This is a genomic window from Pseudomonas sp. microsymbiont 2 (assembly GCF_054788395.1).
Genome location: NZ_CM139112.1, coordinates 3527647 through 3543218, shown reverse-complemented (window position 1 = coordinate 3543218; position 15572 = coordinate 3527647). Strand labels below are relative to the sequence as shown.

Genomic DNA, 15572 nt, shown 5'->3' with positions numbered 1-15572 from the left:
GAGCCACGCGCAGTGGTCCTACCAGTTGGAGGCAGTGGATGAGCGCAAGGGTCAAGGTGGCCGATCAGGTGGCCGGGCGGGTCGAGAGGCTGATCGTCGATGGCGTGCTCAAGGTCGGGCAGGCACTGCCTTCGGAGCGACGCCTGGTGGACAAGCTCGGTTGCTCGCGCTCGGCTTTGCGTGAGGGCCTGCGCATCCTGCGCGGGCGCGGCATCATCGATACCGAGCAGGGCCGTGGCTCGTTCGTCGCCGACCTCAGCGGCCAGGCCGATGCCAGCCCGCTGATGCACCTGTTCCGCTCGCAGCCACGCACCTTGTTCGACCTGCTGGAAGTGCGGGCGATGCTCGAGGGCGAGTCCGCGCGCCTGGCCGCGGTGCGCGCCACCGAAGTGGACCGTCTGCTGATCCGGCGGCGCTACGAGGACATGCTGGCCGCCCATGATGGTCGCGTGCCGGTGGATGCGCGCGAGCATGCCCGGCGGGATCACGCCTTCCACCGGGCGATCAGCGAGGCGTCGCACAATCCGGTACTGGTGCATACCCTGCAATCGCTCAGCGACCTGACCCTGAGCAGTGTGTTCGCCTCGGTCAACAACCTTTACTGCCGACCTGTGCAGAAGCGCCAGATCGACCGCCAGCACGCGCGCTTGTATCAGGCGGTCATGGAGCAGCTACCCGAGCAGGCCCAGCGGGCGGCGCGCGATCACATCCATGGTGTGCGCGACAGCCTGCGCGAGATCGAACAGGAACAACAGCGCCTGGTGCGGGCGACCATGCGCATGGACGGCTGGCAATAGCGCGATGCGGGTCAGCGGATGAAGTGCACCGTGCCGGTGTCGTCGTTGCCCATGTAGAGGCCATAGACGCCGGCCTGGCGCTCGAGGATATAGCGCTCGAGAATCTGCCTGATCGCCGGGTAGTAGATCTGCTCCCAGGGAATCTCATCCGCCGCGAAGAATCGGTAGGCCAGGGTTTCCGGGCCATGCTGCCCGGTCTCCTCGGTGGCGATGGCGCGAAAGACGATGTACACCTCGCTGATCGTCGGCACGCTGAAGATCGAATAGGGCGAGACGATCTGCGCGCGCACGCCGCTCTCTTCCCATACTTCGCGCAACGCCGCCTGCTCGGTGGTCTCGCCGGCCTCCATGAACCCGGCGGGCAGGGTCCAGGTGCCGGGGCGCGGCGGGATGGCGCGCTGGCACAAGAGGTACTTGCCGTCGCGCTCGATGATGCAGCCGGCGATGATCTTGGGATTGACGTAATGCACATAGCCACAGGCGGTGCAGTGCAGACGCTCGTGGGTATCGCCATCGGGCACGCCCCGGGCCAGTTGCGTGGTGCAGTATGGGCAGTAGCGCGGGGCGGTGGGCATGGTCAGCGGCCTACGCGAGGGTCCTTGAGGGGCAGGGGGGCGACGATTTCGCGGACCTTGGCGTTGTCGTCCTGTTTCTGGCGCAGGTAGTCCAGGGCGACCTTGGCGGCGGCGCGCACATGGTCGACCGAGGCCTGGTGGGCGGCCTGGGGATCACCACTCCTGATCGCCTCGACGATCTTTTCCATCTCGCGATTGCTGGCGCCGCGGCGGTTCTCCTGGGACACCGAGGTGGCGCGCAGGTAGCTGATGCGCGCCTGCAACTGGCGCAGCTGCTGGGCCGCGACCTGGTTGCCCGAGCCCTCGAGCAGCACGTCGTAGAAGCCTTGCACCGAGTCGAGCACCTGGGCCAGTTCGCCTTCCTCCAGCGCCTCGCGGTTGACCTCCAGGGCGCGCTCCAGGGCGCGGATGTCCTTGGCCTTGGCGTTGAGGGTGAACAGCTGCACGATCAGGCCTTCGAGCACGCAACGCAGCTCGTAGATGTCGCGGGCGTCTTCCAGGGTGATGATGGCCACGCGCGGGCCCTTGGCGTCGGCAAACTCCACCAGGCCTTCGGATTCAAGATGGCGCAGGGCCTCGCGCACCGAGGTGCGGCTCACGCCCAGGCGGTCGCACAGGTCGCGCTCGACCAGGCGATCGCCGGGCAGCAGGTGGAAGTTCATGATCGCGCCGCGCAGCTTGTCGAGCACGATTTCACGGAGCGTGACGGGGTTGCGGTTGACCTTGAAGCTGTCGTCGAGGGGCTGGCGTTTCATCAGGGGCGCTCTTCTATGAGGCTGTTGCGCCAACATCGCGGAGCGCCACGAACCCAGGCACTCCTTGCAGTGGTTCACACAGCCCGCTGTTAACGGGGTGATTCGGCATCGGCTTCGGCGAACGCCTCGCGGGCCAGGCGGAAGCTGTCCACCGCCGCGGGCACGCCGCAGTAAATGCCGACTTGTAGCAGGATCTCGCGAATCTGTTCGCGGCTCAGGCCATTACGCAGGGCGCCGCGGATGTGCAGCTTGAGCTCGTGGGGCCGGTTGAGCGCGGAAATCATTGCCAAGTTTATCATGCTGCGCTCTTTGAGCGACAAGCCGTCGCGGCCCCAGACGTGGCCCCAGCAGTATTCGGTGACCAGCTCCTGGAGCGGCTGGGTGAAGTCGTCGGCGTTCCGGATCGCGCGGGTGACGTAGTCCTCGCCGAGTACCTGGGTGCGGATCTGCAGGCCTTTTTCGTATTTGTCGTTACTCATGGTGCGGGTTCCTGCATGGTCAAGAAAAAGGGGGGTCGGTGTCGTGTTCTTCGCGGGTAAACCCGCTCCCACAGGATCTTCACTGTCCTTGAGCCATGTGCAGTCCCTGTGGGAGCGGGTTTACCCGCGAACAGGCCAGCGCCGATTTCCGGCTGGGCATCAGCCCAGTGGCGGCAGCCCGCCGAGCTTGCCCTTGTGGTACAGCATCGGCGTTACCGGCTGCGCGGGCAGCACCAGGTTCTTCACCTGGCCGACGATGATCGCGTGGTCGCCGCCGTCATACTCGCGCCACAGCTCGCACTCGATGATCGCCGTGGCCTTGGCCAGCAACGGGTTGCCCAGCTCGCTCAGGTGCCAGTCGATGCCGTTGGCCTTGTCCTTGCCCTTGCCAGCGAAGGCATAGGCTTCGGCGGTCTGGTCGGCGGACAGCAGGTGGATGGCGAACTGCTTGCTGTCGCGCAGCACCGGGTAGGTGTCGGAGGCGTAATTGGGGCAGAACAGCACCAGCGCCGGCTCGATCGACAGCGCGCTGAACGCGCTGGCGGTGATGCCGACGATGGCGCCGTCGGCGTCCAGGGTGGTGACCACGGTGACGCCGGATGGGAAGGAGCCCATCACGTCTTTGTAGATGCCGGGTTCGATCATGGCTCGGGTCTCCTAGCGCATCACAAAGGGGTCGGGCATGGGCGCGGTGGACAGGTTGATCCACACCGTCTTCAGCTCGGTATAGGCCAGCACCGAGTCGATGCCGCTCTCGCGGCCGTAGCCGCTGTTCTTGAAGCCGCCGATCGGGGCCATGGCCGACACGGCGCGGTAGGTGTTGACCCAGATGATTCCCGAACGCACATCGCGGGCCAGGCGATGGGCGCGGCCCAGGTCGCGGGTCCAGATACCGGCGGCCAGGCCGAACTGCGAGTCGTTGGCCATCGCCAGCGCCTGCTCCTCGGTCTTGAAGCGGATCACCGCCGCGACCGGGCCGAACACCTCTTCCTGCATGATGCTCATTGCATTGCTGTCGCATTCGAACAGGGTCGGCTCGTAGAACCAGCCGCCGCCCTCGACCTCGGCACGTTTGCCGCCCAGGCGCAGCCTGGCGCCTTCGGCCACGGCGGCGGCCACCATGCTCTCGACCACGGCCAGTTGCTGGGCGGTGGCGATCGGACCCATCTCGCTGCTCTCTTGCTGCGGGTTGCCGATACGGATGCGTTTGGCGCGGGCGATCAGGCGCTCGACGAAGTCATCGAAGATCTCGTCCTGCACCAGCAGGCGCGAGCCGGCCACGCAGCTTTGCCCGGAGGCCGCGTAGATGCCGGCGACCGCGCCGTTGACGGCACTGTCCAGGTCGGCGTCGGCGAAGATGATGTTCGGCGACTTGCCGCCCAGCTCCAGCGACAACCTGGCGAAGTTCTCGGCGCTGCTGCGCACCACATGGCGGGCGGTGGCGGCACCGCCGGTGAAGGCGATCTTGCGCACCAGCGGGTGGCGGGTCAGCGCCGCGCCGGTACTTGGGCCGTACCCGGTCACCACGTTGACCACGCCGGCCGGGAAGCCGGCCTCCAGGGCCAGGCGGGCCAGCTCGAGGATGGTCGCCGAGGCGTGCTCGGAGGGCTTGAGCACGATGGTGTTGCCGGCCGCCAGGGCCGGAGCGAGCTTGATCGCGGTCAGATACAGCGGGCTGTTCCACGGGATGATCCCGGCCACCACGCCGATCGGCTCGTGCACGGTGTAGGCGAACAGGTCGGGCTTTTCCAGCGGCAGGGTGCCGCCTTCGAGCTTGTCGGCCAGGCCCGCGGTGTAGTGGAAGAACTCCGGCAGGTAGCCGACCTGGCCGCGGGTCTCGCGGATCAGCTTGCCGTTGTCGCGGCTTTCCAACTGGGCCAGGTGCTCCTTGTGCTCGGCGATCAGGTCGCCGAGACGACGCAGCAGCTTGCCCCGGGCGGTGGCGCTGAGGCCGCGCCAGGCTGGGTTTTCGAAGGCGCGCTGGGCGGCCTGCACGGCCAGTTCCACGTCGCTTTCGTCTGCGTCGGGCAGTTGCGCCCAGGCCGTGGCGGTGGCCGGGTCGAGGCTGTCGAAGGTCTTGCCGCGCTGGGCATCGCGCCACTGGCCGTCGATGCACATCTGGAAACGAACGAGGGTCATGCAACTATCCCCTTGGCGGATTCGGTGAAGGTGTGGGCTTGCCTGAGGAAGTCCAGCAGCATCTTGTTGACTTCGCGCGGCGCTTCCACCGGCATCATGTGTCGCTGCTCGGCGAGCACCACGCTGTGGGCGCCGGGAATGCGCGCGGCGAGCTGGCGGGCCATGGTCGGGGTGGAGCCGCTGTCGAGTTCGCCGGTGGCGATCAGCGTCGGTACCTGGATGCTGCCCAGCTCATCGGCACGGTACATGTCCTGGGTGGCGAACAGCGAATAGGTGGTGTGGTAGCCCTGCGGGTCGTTGCTCGCCAGGATCTGCCGGATGGCGGCGACCTGGGCCGGGTTGGCGGCCTTGTATTCGCGGCTGAACCAGCGCTCCAGCGCGGCGTCGACGTTGGCGTCGGGGCCTTGCTCGTAGGCTTGCGCGGCGCGGGCGATGACCCCTGCGCTCTGTTCGGGCGTGCGGTTGAATACACTGTTGAGCACCACCAGCGCGGTCAGGCGCTGCGGATAGTGCAGGGCGAAGGCCCGCGCCACCAGGCCGCCCATGGAGAAGCCGATGACAGTGGCTTGCTGGAGCTGCAGGTGGTCGAGCAGTTCGGCCAGCTGCGCGGCGTAGCCTTCCAGGCCGATGTCGGCGGCGGGCAGGGTGCTCTGGCCGTGGCCGAGCATGTCGTAGGCGATGACGCGGTAGTCGTTGGCCAGGCCGACGAACTGTCCGCCCCACATTTCCTTGTTCAGGCCCACGCCGTGGATCAGCACCACGGCTTGGCCCTGGCCCAGGGCCAGGTAGCTGGTCCCGGCCGGTGTACGTTCAGCGACAGGCTGAATCATGGAGGGCGCTCCTTGAAGGTCGGGCACGGCGGGTATGCTCGCCACGCCCCGGCCCGTCTGGGTTGTCGTTATCGAGCGTCGGCCTTTTCGGCAGCCAGTTCTTCCAGGTCGATGTAGCGGTTGCCGATGCGCGGGTGCAGGCGACCGCCGTCGGCGGCGCCCAGCACCACGACGATCTCGTCGGCGCGCGGGGCGTCCTCGATCTGCATTTCCAGGGTGATGTAGTGCGAGCGCAGGCCTTCGTCGTCCTTGTGCATCATCGGGATCTGAATCGAGGTGCCTGGGCCACCGCGCTTGTTGGTGAAGCTCAGGTAGCTCTTGGCCTGTACGGCTTCGCGGTAGTGGTTGCCGAAGCGCAGGGTGTGGATCACCGCAGAGGCGTGCTCGATCTCGCCGTCGGCGCCGACCACGGCGGCCTTGCCATAGGCTTCGATCTTGTCAGCGCCGCCGATGGCAGCAGTCAGGCGCTCGACCATCAGCGCGCCGAGGTCGGAGCAGTTGGCGCGGATCTCGGGCTTGAGGTCCTCGACAAAGCCACGACCGGCCCACGGGTTCTTGATCACCACGGCCAGGCCGACCATGGTCACCGGCTGGTCGGTGGCCTTGCCGCCTTCTATGCGGGTCTCTTCGGAGTAGGTGACGATCTTGCGGATTTCGAAACTCATGGGGACTCCTGGTGAGGGTTATCAGTTTTTATTGTCTGATGGTATACCATAATACCTTGTGCGCAAGAGGTGGTTTGAAATTTCTCTTGCGAGGGGACGAAAGGTGGCCTGATGCCTTGAACTTTCTGATCTCTGTACTGGCCTCTTCGCGGGCAAGCCCGCTCCCACAGGTACCGCGTCCCTTGTGAGAGCGGGCTTGCCCGCGGAGAGGCCAGACCTGCTCGAGCCCCGCTCAAAAAAATGCCCACTCTCAGTGGCCGCGAAGACGCCGAGAGCGGGCGGGTTCCCGCAATCAATCAGGCAAAGGGAATTCAGGCGAACGCCGGCACCACTTGCTTGATGAACAGCTCCAGCGACTTCTTCTTTTCGCTGTGGGGCAGGCTGTTGTCGCACCAGAAACTGAACTCGTCGACGCCCAGCTCCTGGTAGTACCTGATGCGCGCGATGATCTCCTCGGGCGTGCCGATCATGGTGTTCCGGCGAATGTTCTCCAGCTCGAACGCCGGTACCTCGGCGAACTTCGATTCCGGACTGGGTTCGAGGAAACCATTGACCGGCGTGGTCTTGTTGCCGAACCAGGCATCGAAGGTGCGGTAGAAGCGCGAGATGGCCTGGGCGCCGACCTTCCAGCCGTCCGGCTCGGCCGGGCTGTGTACATGGGTGTGGCGCAGCACCATCAGTTGTGGGCGGGGTATGTCCGGGTTGTTGTCCAGGGCGGCCTGGAACTTGTTTCTCAGGTCCAGCACCTCTTCGTCGCCCTTCATCAGCGGGGTGACCATGACGTTGCAGCCGTTGGCCACGGCGAAGTTGTGCGAGTCCGGGTCGCGGGCGGCGATCCACATCGGCGGTGCGGCGTTGAACGGCTTCGGCACACTGGTGGAGGTGGGGAACTTGTAGACCTCGCCGTCGTGGGCGTAGTCGCCCTCCCATAACTTGCGCACCACCGGGACCATCTCGCGCAGGGCCTTGCCGCCGTCGGTGGCCGGCATACCATTGGCCATGCGATCGAACTCGAACTGGTAGGCGCCGCGGGCCAGGCCCACCTCCATGCGACCGTTGCTGATCACGTCGAGCAGGGCGCATTCGCCGGCCACGCGGATCGGGTTCCAGAACGGCGCGATGAGGGTGCCGGCGCCCAGGCGGATCTTCTCGGTGCGGGCGGCCAGGTAGGCCAGCAGCGGCATGGGGCTTGGCGAGATGGTGTATTCCATGGCGTGGTGTTCGCCGATCCACACGGTGCTGAAACCGCCGTTTTCTGCCATCAGGGTCAGTTCGGTCAGGTCTTCGAACAGCTGTCGGTGGCTGACCTGCTCATCCCAACGTTCCATGTGCACGAACAGCGAAAATTTCATGGGGCTTTCCTCGGAGCTTGTTGTTGTCTTGTTGCCGCCTGCCGGGGCAGGTTTCAGTGTGGCAGTGGCCAATTGATCGACAGGCCTTCTCTCAGGCGAAGGCGGGCAGGCTGGCCATCTTGCCGCGGCAGTAGACCATCGGGCGGGGCGCCTCCTCGGGCACGATCAGGTTGTGTACCTTGCCCACCATGATGGCGTGGTCGCCGCCTTCGTATTCGCGCCACAGCTCGCATTCGATAACGGCGGTGGCGCCGGCCAGGAGTGGATTGCCCAGCGCGCTCAAGGTCCAGTCGATGCCGGCGGCCTTGTCCTTGCCTTTCTTGGCGAAGGCGTAGGCCTCGGCCTGCTGCCCGCCGGAGAGCAGGTGAATGGCGAAGCGCTTGCTCTTCATCAGTACAGGGTAGGAATCGGAGCTGTAGTTGGGGCAGAACAGCACCAGTGGTGGGTCCATCGACAAGGATGAAAAGGCGCTGGCGGTGAGGCCGACGATCGAACCGTCGTCGTCCAGGGTGGTGATGACCGTGACGCCGGACGGGAAAGAGCCCAGGGCGTGCTTGTAGACGGTTGCGTCGATCATGGTGTGATCCTCGGAGGGGCAGCGGTGGTCCGCGGTTTTTATCCTTTGTGTGTCTGATGGTATACCGTAATACTTTACTTGCAAGCGAAATTTCCCAGAGCGCGCAGAACGCGATGAACGGCACAGCCCCCGGATTCATTGGTGTGGATGCTGAAAGTAGGGCGCAAAGGGAGGGCATGAGGCAGATCAGGTGCAGCGAAAATACCCGGATCAGTGTTGTTAAAAGTTTGGAATACCATAATATGGTGCGCAGCTGAGAGGCCGCCGAGAGCGGTTTCCGTACAACGATAAAAAAACGACCTTTCGAGCTGAAAACCTATGTCCCAACAGTCGTCGCAACACACGTTTGTCGAGAATCGCACGGTCGATCATGTTCCTTGCGCAGAGCGCCACGGCAAGGCGCGTGACCTGTTCACCCTCTGGTTCAGCACCAACATTGCGCCACTGCCTATCGTCACCGGCGCCATGGTCGTGCAGGTGTTCCACCTGGACCTGTTGTGGGGCCTGGTCGCGATCGTGCTCGGGCATCTGCTGGGTGGCGTGGTACTCGCCCTGGCCTCGGCACAGGGGCCGCGGCTGGGCATTGCGCAGATGGTGCAGAGCCGTGGCCAGTTCGGCCGTTACGGCGCATTGCTGATCGTGTTTTTCACCGCACTGATCTACGTCGGCTTCTTCATTTCCAACATCGTCCTGGCGGGCAAGACCATCCATGGCATCACCCCGAGCTTACCGATGCCGGGTGCGATCGTGATCGGTGCGTTGAGCGCGACGGCCATCGGTGTGATTGGCTACCGCTTCATCCACATGCTCAACCGCATCGGTACCTGGGTGATGGGCTCGGCGCTGCTGGCTGGCTTCTGCATGATGTTCGCCCAGGCGCTACCGGACGACTTCCTCAGCCGGGGTGCGTTCAACCTGTCGGGCTTTGTCGCCACGGTATCGCTCGGGGTCATCTGGCAGATCAGCTTCTCGCCGTACACCTCTGACTACTCGCGCTACCTGCCCCGTGAAATCGGTATCGCCAGGCCGTTCTGGGCCACCTATCTCGGCGCCACCCTGGGCACTGTCCTGTGCTTCAGCTTCGGTGCCGTGGCGGTACTGTGCGTACCCGAAGGCACCGACGCGATGGTCGCGGTCAAGCAGGCCACCGGTTGGCTGGGACCGATCCTGATGCTGCTGTTCCTGCTCAACATCATCAGCCACAACGCCCTCAACCTGTACGGCGCGGTGCTGTCGATCGTCACCGCGATCCAGACCTTCGCCGCCCAGTGGACACCGAGCGTCAAGGTACGTGTGGTGCTGGCCTCGGTGATCCTGGCAGCGTGCGTGCTGGTGGCGCTGAATGCCTCGGCGGACTTCATCGCCGAGTTCATCGGCCTGATCCTGGCGCTGTTGCTGGTGCTGGTGCCGTGGGCATCGATCAACCTGGTGGACTTCTACCTGATCAAGAAGGGCGAGTACGACATCGCCTCGATCTTCCGCGCCGATGGCGGCATCTATGGGCGCTTCAACCCGCACGCGATCATTGCCTATGCCTGCGGCATCCTGGTGCAGCTGCCGTTCGCCAACACCTCGCTGTATGTCGGGCCGTACTCGAACCTGATCGAGGGCGCGGACTTGTCGTGGCTGTTCGGCTTGCTGGTGACCGTGCCGCTTTACTACTGCCTGGCGACTCGCGGCCAGACGGTCAAGGGAGGGCGCATGCTGGGTGCGAACGACTGACCTGCGGAGCTAATGCACTCCAGCGATCCTGGCAGGCATGCGGGGCCTTGTCCGCCCGTACACCTCGCCGGTCGACTGGAGCAGCGGCGTGAAGCCACGACCTGGCAATTATGTCAGTTGCGGACTTGCTGGCTCCGTACAAGGATGTGCTTACGCCCCGAAACCCGGGGCGCCTATCGCCGGAGGAACGCAAATGAGCACGGAAGATGAAGAGCTGAGCAATGAGAATACTGGGGCGTGGCAGGAGAAACATCCGCGCGAAGTGTTCAACAAACCTGCTGAGGGCGGCACTGTAGCTGAGGTCGTCCAGAAACATGTAGAGGTGCTACATAAAGTCAAGTCTGACGATGAGGATGACTGAAGCTCTGCAGGACACAGGCGTCGGCACCTTGCGCTGGGCTCATCGAAGTGGGCACGCTGGCAAGGCAGGCGCCTGAACTATTGGACCGAGGTACCTCCATCTTGCAATAGAGGGCCGTTTCTGGTTCTGCGCAGGTCCTACACGCCGCCGCGTCGCACATGCTTGACCAGCACCTTCTCCAGCAACTCCCACATCGCCGGATCGGTGCTGAACGCCACATTGAAGCGCATCCACCCGGTGGCCTTGGCGTCGACCATGAACAACTGTCCGGGGCCAAGCATGATGCCTTTCTCCAATGCATCGTCCAGCAGCGCCGCGCTGTCGGGAATCGCCGGGTGCCGGGTCCAGATGTACATGCCTTCGTCCGACTCGATGAACAGCTCGAACCCCAGCCGATGCAGGTGTCGGCCGACTTCCTGGTGCGCCTCGGCCAGGCGTTGGCGCAGGCGCTTCAAATGCTTGCGCCAGCGACCGTCGATGATCGCGGCATACACCACCCGCTCCATCACCTGCGAGGTGGTCAGGCCCGAGCGCATCTTCAGGTGCAGCAGCTGTTGGGTGAGTTCCGGGTTGGCCAGCAGGTAGCCGACCCGCACGTTGGGCGAGATGCTCTTCGAGTAGCTGCCCACGTACACCACCTGCTGCAGGTGGTCGAGGCTGGCCAGGCAGGGTAGTGGGTCGGCGATCATGTCGGCGTAGAGATTGTTCTCCACCAGGCGGAAACCATGCTGGCTGGCCAGTTGCAGCAGACGGTGCAGCTGAGCCAGCGGCGTGCGCGAGCAGGTCGGGCTGTGCAGGTGCGGCTGGGTGAAAAATGCCGTGGGTCGATGGTGTGCCAGCAGGCGTTCGAGCTGGTCGAGGTCGTAGCCCGCAGGCGTACGCGGCACGCCCACCAGGGTGGCGCCCTGGGTGCGCAGAATGCTCATCAGGTTGGGATAGCCGGGGTCGTCCACCAGTACCACGTCACCGGGGCGCACCAGGGTGCGCACGGCCAGGTCGAGGGCCTGGCTGGCGCCGTGGGTGAGCATCAGTTGCGCCGGGTTGGCGACGATCGACAACTCCTGCTGCAGGTTCTGCGCGGTCAGCGCGCGCAGCTCCGGCAGGCCCAGGGGGTCGCCGTAGCCGGACAGCTCCAGCGGGCTGCCGGCCACCTGGCGCAGCCCGCGGCGCAGGCCTTCCTCATACATCCAGTCGTTGGGCAGCCAGCCGCAGCCGGGCTTGAACGGCAGTTGGCGGATCTCGAAGATCTGCTGCAGGTACCACTCGGAGTTGAACGTCGGGCGGTGGCTTTCTGTTTCGACGCTGTGCGTTTCCAGCAACTCGTTGGCCGCACGATTGACGAAGAACCCCGCATTGCCCTTGCTCACCAGCAGCCCCTGGGCCACCAGCCGGTCATAAGCCTCGACCACGGTGAAGGTGCTCACCGAATAGGTGGCGGCGAAGGCCCGGATCGACGGAACCTTCGCGCCGGGCTTGAGTGTCTGGTTGTCGATCAATGCGCGCAGCCCGTCGATGATCTGGTTGACCAGCGGGGTGGAGGAGTCCGGATGTAGCTGGAGCATTCGGGGACCTTCAGGTGTGCGGGAAGCCAGGCGCCTGCGAGGGATCACGGGTGTACTGCATCGGCGGCCTGTACAGTGCAGTGCGGATTTCATGCCACTGTGCATGGCTCAAAGTGTTCGACATTTTTACATTACGTGTCAGATATAGCCAACACAGCACGTACCAGCGCCATGAATAATCACAACATCGCTGCTTTGCCGTCGGGGTTCGCCCCGTACCTTCCTTCCGCCTGGCCGGGCGCTTCTCGTCCGTCCCCAGCATGGTTCAGTTCGTCCAGAGGATTGCCTCTGGCCGCGTAAGCAGGCCGCCACGGATGGCCTGCGTGTGCTCGCGCACACCTCCCTGCCCGCAGTAGCACTGATGTACAGGTGAGACCGATAACCATCGGGGTTTCACAGTTTTTCCTTGGATAAAAAGAAGCACGGGGTAAATAACTGATGGACGCAACATCCACATCCACCACCGCGAAGGACGGGCACGAGAGCAAGCTGAGTGCCTCGCTCAAGTCGCGCCACCTGACGATGATGTCCATCGCCGGGGTCATCGGCGGCGCACTGTTCGTCGGCTCCGGTAGCGTCATCCACAGCGCCGGTCCCGCCGCCGTGCTGGCCTATCTGGCCGGCGGCATCCTGGTGGTGCTGATCATGCGCATGCTTGGCGAGATGGCGACCTCCTCGCCGGACACCGGCTCGTTCTCCACCTACGCCGACCGCGCCATCGGGCGCTGGGCCGGTTTCACCATCGGCTGGCTGTACTGGTGGTACTGGGTGATCCTGATGGCCTGGGAGGCCTACGTGGCGGGCAAGATCCTGCACGGCTTCTTCCCGGACGTGAGCGTCAACGTGTTCGTGCTGGCCACGACCTTGGTGCTGATCACCGTCAACTTCTTCAACGTCAAGCACTACGGCGAATTCGAGTTCTGGTTCGCGCTGATCAAGGTGGTGGCGATCGTCTGCTTCCTGGTGGTGTGCACCGCCGCGGTGATGAATATCTGGCAGTTCGGTGAAGTGCGCGGCATCACCCACCTCACCGCCGAAGGCTTCATGCCCAATGGCATCACCACGGTGATTGGCGCGTTGCTGGGGGTGATGTTCGCCTTCCTTGGCGCGGAGATCGTCACCATCGCCGCCTCCGAGGCGAAGGATCCAGCGACCCAGATCGTCAAGGCGACCAACTCGGTGGTCTGGCGGGTGTGCCTGTTCTACGTCGGCTCGATCTTCCTGATCGTCTGCCTGGTGCCGTGGAACGACCCGCAACTGGGCGTTTCCGGCTATGGCGCCTATCGCCGTACCCTGGAGCTGCTGGGCGTGCCGTATGCCGAGCTGCTGATGAACTTCGTGGTGTTGACCTCGGTGAGCAGTTGCCTGATCTCGGGCCACTACACCGCCTCGCGCATGCTGTTCTCCCTGGCCCAGCGTGGCGACGCGCCGCGCCTGTTCAAGTTCACCCGTACCGGTACTGGCGTGCCTGTGAACGCCATCGTCGGTTCCTGCCTGGTGGCGGTGTTCTGCGCGCTGATCAACTTCAGCGAGACCCTGCGACCCAAGGACGTGCTGGAAACCCTGATGAACACCACCGGCATGATCGCCTTGCTGGTGTACCTGGTGATCGCCTTCTCGCAGCTGCGCATGCGCCGCAAGCTGATCGCCGAGGGCAGGGAAGTGCGCCTGAAGATGTGGTTGTTCCCCTGGCTGACCTACCTGGTGATCGTGTTCATCGTGGCGGCGCTGGTGACCATGGCGTTCATGCCTGACTACCAGATCCTGGTGATCTCCACAGGCATCGCCGCGGCCATCGTGGTGGCGATGGGCGTGGTGCATCAACTGCGTAGCGCCAAGCGTCACTGAGGGCGCTGGCGCGGTCTGAAGCGGCTGGGCTGCCTTGCAGCCCTTCGCGGGTAAACCCGCTCCCACAGGTACGAGGCAAACGCCAAGCGTTGCGCGGTCCTGTGGGACACCGGCTCATGGTGTCAGCGGCCCTGCGACGCCGAAGCGAATCGATTGCCCGCCCTGCAAGTGCATGCGTTGCCCGGCGCTGTCGAGTTCAGCATTGCCCGACAGCAGCCGGGCCTGGGTCTGCCCGGCGAGCCGCAGCAGTGACAGGCGTGCATCATGGGTGGCCAGGGTACCGTGCTCGGTAACCAGCAGGAACGGGCGCGGATCGTCCTGCGCCACGTCGACCGAAAGGCCGCCTTCGAGCAGGGTCACCCTGCGTTGTTGCGCATCGTATTCCACGTCCACCGCCGTGCTGGCCTGCAACACCAGCAGGCTGCCATCGTTCAGCTGACGTGACAGTTCCTGCTGGGCACTGGTGCGCAGGTCTGCCAGTTCGAAGCGTTGGTTCATCCATGGGAAGCCGAGCAGGGCAGAAGCGGCGATCAAAGCGAGCAATATCAGGGCGAGCGTTGTCTTCATGGCGGTCGTCGGTATTCGGGTCGATCTTCAGCATAGATGTTCACTTGGCTTATGCTGGGCGCACCTGTCCCACAAGGAGCCCGCGCCATGGCCTGGTCCGCCACCCAGTATTCACTCTTCGAAGACGAACGCACCCGCGCCGTGCGCGATCTGCTCGCCGCCGTGCCGCCACGGCCCGTGCGGCATGCCACCGATCTTGGATGCGGCCCGGGTAACTCCACCGAGGTGTTGCTGCAGCGCCATCCCGATGCCCAGGTCACGGCGCTGGACAGCGACCCGGACATGGTCGACAAGGCCCGTCAGCGTCCACGCCTGAGCATTCCCAGGGTGCGCTGCGAGACCGGCGATATCGCCAGCTGGGCCGCCCAGGAGCCCCAGGACCTGATCCTCGCCAACGCCTCGCTGCAGTGGGTGCCGGACCATGGCACCCTCTACCCACACCTGGTGCGGCAACTGAGCGAGGGGGCGAGCCTGGCCGTGCAGACCCCGGACAACCTCGATGAGCCGGCTCACCGCCAGCTGCGCGAGATCGCCAGTCGCGGCCCGTGGGCGACCAAGTTCGCCGACTTCAGCCTGCCGCCCCGGCACAACGCGGCTTTCTACTACGACCTGCTCAGCCCGTTGTGTGCTCGGGTGGACGTGTGGCGCACCACCTATCACCACCCGTTGCCAGGTGGGGCCGAGGCGGTGGTGGAGTGGTTCAAGGGCTCGGCGCTGCGTCCCTACTTGGCACGGCTGGAAGCGCAGGAACAGGCGGATTTCCTGCAGCTGTACCTGCAGGCCATGCAACGTGACTATCCACCGGCCAGCGACGGCAAGGTACTGCTGCCGTTTCCAAGGCTATTCGTGGTGGCGACGCGCTAGGCGCCGGATCACATAGCCATAGACACCGAGGTTGAGCAGCAGCACGAACGTGGCGAGCCACAGCTGAATCTGCGGTGTCAGCCCGGCAGGGTAGATCAGCGGCCAGATGTAGTGCTCGACGAAGCCGCCCTGGTAGCCGGCATCGCCAGCGGCGCTGCGCATCCGGTTTTCCCAGGCGGTCAGCGGACACTCCAGGTGCAATCCTTCCACGGCCAGGCCCCAGGCCAGTGCAGGCAGGTGAATGAACAGCGCGCGGGGCCATCTGAGCACCAGCAGACCGCCGAACAGCACCAGCAGAATGAAGGACAGATGCAAGAGCACCAGGGAGTCGGCAGCCAGGCGGTAGAGCATGGTCGAGGCCTTGGTAGGGAATGTCGTCTGTGACAGATCGATTCTGCTGCCTCGGGCCGCCGCAGGCCAGATGTTCCTTCAGAATCATGAAATTTTGGTTAGCCAGCTAATCAGCGCTTTGATATTCA

General features: G+C 64.5%; 17 protein-coding genes. 5 read left to right on the top strand and 12 right to left on the bottom strand.

The genetic code is table 11. The annotated features are described in order from the left end of the window. The first annotated feature begins 38 nt into the window (after positions 1–38). The gene (glcC, locus tag ACYUME_RS15780; protein ID WP_460415660.1) at positions 39–797 is read left to right on the top strand and encodes a transcriptional regulator GlcC; all 759 of its coding nucleotides are present in this window, start codon (positions 39–41) and stop codon (positions 795–797) included. A gap of 11 nt (positions 798–808) precedes the next feature. Here the strand turns inward: glcC and ACYUME_RS15775 are convergent, their stop codons facing one another. The 9 genes from ACYUME_RS15775 to ACYUME_RS15735 all read right to left on the bottom strand — a co-directional run bounded on the left by ACYUME_RS15775 (position 809) and on the right by ACYUME_RS15735 (position 8169). Further along, on the bottom strand, positions 809–1372 hold the full coding sequence (locus tag ACYUME_RS15775; RefSeq protein ID WP_279880994.1) for an NUDIX hydrolase: 564 nt from the start codon (positions 1370–1372) through the stop codon (positions 809–811). Positions 1373–1374: 2 nt separating this feature from the next. Beyond that, positions 1375–2127, bottom strand: a complete 753-nt coding sequence (locus ACYUME_RS15770) for a GntR family transcriptional regulator (RefSeq protein WP_279880992.1) — start codon at positions 2125–2127, stop codon at positions 1375–1377. Between the two features lie 89 nt (positions 2128–2216). After that, positions 2217–2606 carry a carboxymuconolactone decarboxylase family protein gene (locus tag ACYUME_RS15765; RefSeq protein WP_460415657.1) on the bottom strand — a complete coding sequence of 130 codons (390 nt, stop codon included), beginning with the start codon at positions 2604–2606 and terminating at the stop codon, positions 2217–2219. Between the two features lie 159 nt (positions 2607–2765). Continuing rightward, positions 2766–3251 carry a flavin reductase family protein gene (locus ACYUME_RS15760; RefSeq protein WP_460415655.1) on the bottom strand — a complete coding sequence of 162 codons (486 nt, stop codon included), beginning with the start codon at positions 3249–3251 and terminating at the stop codon, positions 2766–2768. Between the two features lie 12 nt (positions 3252–3263). Continuing rightward, on the bottom strand, positions 3264–4745 hold the full coding sequence (locus ACYUME_RS15755) for an aldehyde dehydrogenase (protein WP_460415653.1): 1482 nt from the start codon (positions 4743–4745) through the stop codon (positions 3264–3266). After that, positions 4742–5575: an alpha/beta fold hydrolase gene (locus tag ACYUME_RS15750; RefSeq protein ID WP_460415651.1), complete on the bottom strand. Its 834-nt coding sequence runs from the start codon at positions 5573–5575 to the stop codon at positions 4742–4744. Before ACYUME_RS15750 ends, ACYUME_RS15755 begins: the two co-directional genes overlap by 4 nt. Positions 5576–5643: 68 nt before the next feature. Then, on the bottom strand, positions 5644–6240 hold the full coding sequence (locus ACYUME_RS15745) for an amino acid synthesis family protein (protein WP_460415649.1): 597 nt from the start codon (positions 6238–6240) through the stop codon (positions 5644–5646). Positions 6241–6551: 311 nt separating this feature from the next. Beyond that, a complete protein-coding gene (locus ACYUME_RS15740) occupies positions 6552–7592 on the bottom strand; it encodes an LLM class flavin-dependent oxidoreductase (protein WP_460415648.1) in 1041 nt (346 codons plus the stop codon). 91 nt (positions 7593–7683) lie between these two features. Beyond that, the gene (locus ACYUME_RS15735) at positions 7684–8169 is read right to left on the bottom strand and encodes a flavin reductase family protein (RefSeq protein WP_460415646.1); all 486 of its coding nucleotides are present in this window, start codon (positions 8167–8169) and stop codon (positions 7684–7686) included. A gap of 318 nt (positions 8170–8487) precedes the next feature. On the opposite strand from ACYUME_RS15735, the gene ACYUME_RS15730 reads away from it, so the two are divergent. Next, positions 8488–9891 (top strand): purine-cytosine permease family protein, encoded by a 1404-nt coding sequence (locus ACYUME_RS15730; RefSeq protein WP_460415644.1) that lies wholly within the window; start codon positions 8488–8490, stop codon positions 9889–9891. 193 nt (positions 9892–10084) lie between these two features. Further along, positions 10085–10252 carry a hypothetical protein gene (locus ACYUME_RS15725; RefSeq protein WP_460415642.1) on the top strand — a complete coding sequence of 56 codons (168 nt, stop codon included), beginning with the start codon at positions 10085–10087 and terminating at the stop codon, positions 10250–10252. A gap of 137 nt (positions 10253–10389) precedes the next feature. Here the strand turns inward: ACYUME_RS15725 and ACYUME_RS15720 are convergent, their stop codons facing one another. Next, positions 10390–11814 carry an aminotransferase-like domain-containing protein gene (locus ACYUME_RS15720; RefSeq protein ID WP_460415641.1) on the bottom strand — a complete coding sequence of 475 codons (1425 nt, stop codon included), beginning with the start codon at positions 11812–11814 and terminating at the stop codon, positions 10390–10392. A 438-nt stretch (positions 11815–12252) separates the two neighbouring features. Between ACYUME_RS15720 and ACYUME_RS15715 the strand changes: the two genes are divergently transcribed. Further along, a complete protein-coding gene (locus ACYUME_RS15715; protein WP_460415640.1) occupies positions 12253–13662 on the top strand; it encodes an amino acid permease in 1410 nt (469 codons plus the stop codon). A 114-nt stretch (positions 13663–13776) separates the two neighbouring features. On the opposite strand, the gene ACYUME_RS15710 is transcribed toward ACYUME_RS15715, so the two are convergent. Continuing rightward, the gene (locus ACYUME_RS15710) at positions 13777–14229 is read right to left on the bottom strand and encodes a FecR domain-containing protein (RefSeq protein WP_460415638.1); all 453 of its coding nucleotides are present in this window, start codon (positions 14227–14229) and stop codon (positions 13777–13779) included. Between the two features lie 87 nt (positions 14230–14316). Here ACYUME_RS15710 and tam point away from each other — a divergent pair, with 87 nt between their 5' ends. Next, positions 14317–15093 (top strand): trans-aconitate 2-methyltransferase, encoded by a 777-nt coding sequence (tam, locus tag ACYUME_RS15705; protein WP_460415636.1) that lies wholly within the window; start codon positions 14317–14319, stop codon positions 15091–15093. Here tam and ACYUME_RS15700 read toward each other — a convergent pair. Next, a complete protein-coding gene (locus tag ACYUME_RS15700) occupies positions 15070–15444 on the bottom strand; it encodes a DUF2784 domain-containing protein (protein WP_460415634.1) in 375 nt (124 codons plus the stop codon). The two genes, tam and ACYUME_RS15700, sit on opposite strands and share 24 nt — an antisense overlap. Positions 15445–15572 lie beyond the last annotated feature (128 nt).

Excerpts from the sequence above, each read along its gene's own strand:
- ACYUME_RS15755 (WP_460415653.1), bottom strand. The coding sequence starts at position 4,745 with ATGACCCTCGTTCGTTTCCAGATGTGCATCGACGGCCAGTGGCGCGAT.
- ACYUME_RS15765 (WP_460415657.1), bottom strand. The coding sequence starts at position 2,606 with ATGAGTAACGACAAATACGAAAAAGGCCTGCAGATCCGCACCCAGGTA.
- ACYUME_RS15725 (WP_460415642.1), top strand. The coding sequence starts at position 10,085 with ATGAGCACGGAAGATGAAGAGCTGAGCAATGAGAATACTGGGGCGTGG.
- ACYUME_RS15700 (WP_460415634.1), bottom strand. The coding sequence starts at position 15,444 with ATGCTCTACCGCCTGGCTGCCGACTCCCTGGTGCTCTTGCATCTGTCC.
- ACYUME_RS15760 (WP_460415655.1), bottom strand. The coding sequence starts at position 3,251 with ATGATCGAACCCGGCATCTACAAAGACGTGATGGGCTCCTTCCCATCC.
- ACYUME_RS15770 (WP_279880992.1), bottom strand. The coding sequence starts at position 2,127 with ATGAAACGCCAGCCCCTCGACGACAGCTTCAAGGTCAACCGCAACCCC.
- ACYUME_RS15730 (WP_460415644.1), top strand. The coding sequence starts at position 8,488 with ATGTCCCAACAGTCGTCGCAACACACGTTTGTCGAGAATCGCACGGTC.
- ACYUME_RS15720 (WP_460415641.1), bottom strand. The coding sequence starts at position 11,814 with ATGCTCCAGCTACATCCGGACTCCTCCACCCCGCTGGTCAACCAGATC.
- ACYUME_RS15740 (WP_460415648.1), bottom strand. The coding sequence starts at position 7,592 with ATGAAATTTTCGCTGTTCGTGCACATGGAACGTTGGGATGAGCAGGTC.
- ACYUME_RS15710 (WP_460415638.1), bottom strand. The coding sequence starts at position 14,229 with ATGAAGACAACGCTCGCCCTGATATTGCTCGCTTTGATCGCCGCTTCT.
- glcC (WP_460415660.1), top strand. The coding sequence starts at position 39 with ATGAGCGCAAGGGTCAAGGTGGCCGATCAGGTGGCCGGGCGGGTCGAG.
- tam (WP_460415636.1), top strand. The coding sequence starts at position 14,317 with ATGGCCTGGTCCGCCACCCAGTATTCACTCTTCGAAGACGAACGCACC.
- ACYUME_RS15750 (WP_460415651.1), bottom strand. The coding sequence starts at position 5,575 with ATGATTCAGCCTGTCGCTGAACGTACACCGGCCGGGACCAGCTACCTG.
- ACYUME_RS15775 (WP_279880994.1), bottom strand. The coding sequence starts at position 1,372 with ATGCCCACCGCCCCGCGCTACTGCCCATACTGCACCACGCAACTGGCC.
- ACYUME_RS15715 (WP_460415640.1), top strand. The coding sequence starts at position 12,253 with ATGGACGCAACATCCACATCCACCACCGCGAAGGACGGGCACGAGAGC.
- ACYUME_RS15735 (WP_460415646.1), bottom strand. The coding sequence starts at position 8,169 with ATGATCGACGCAACCGTCTACAAGCACGCCCTGGGCTCTTTCCCGTCC.
- ACYUME_RS15745 (WP_460415649.1), bottom strand. The coding sequence starts at position 6,240 with ATGAGTTTCGAAATCCGCAAGATCGTCACCTACTCCGAAGAGACCCGC.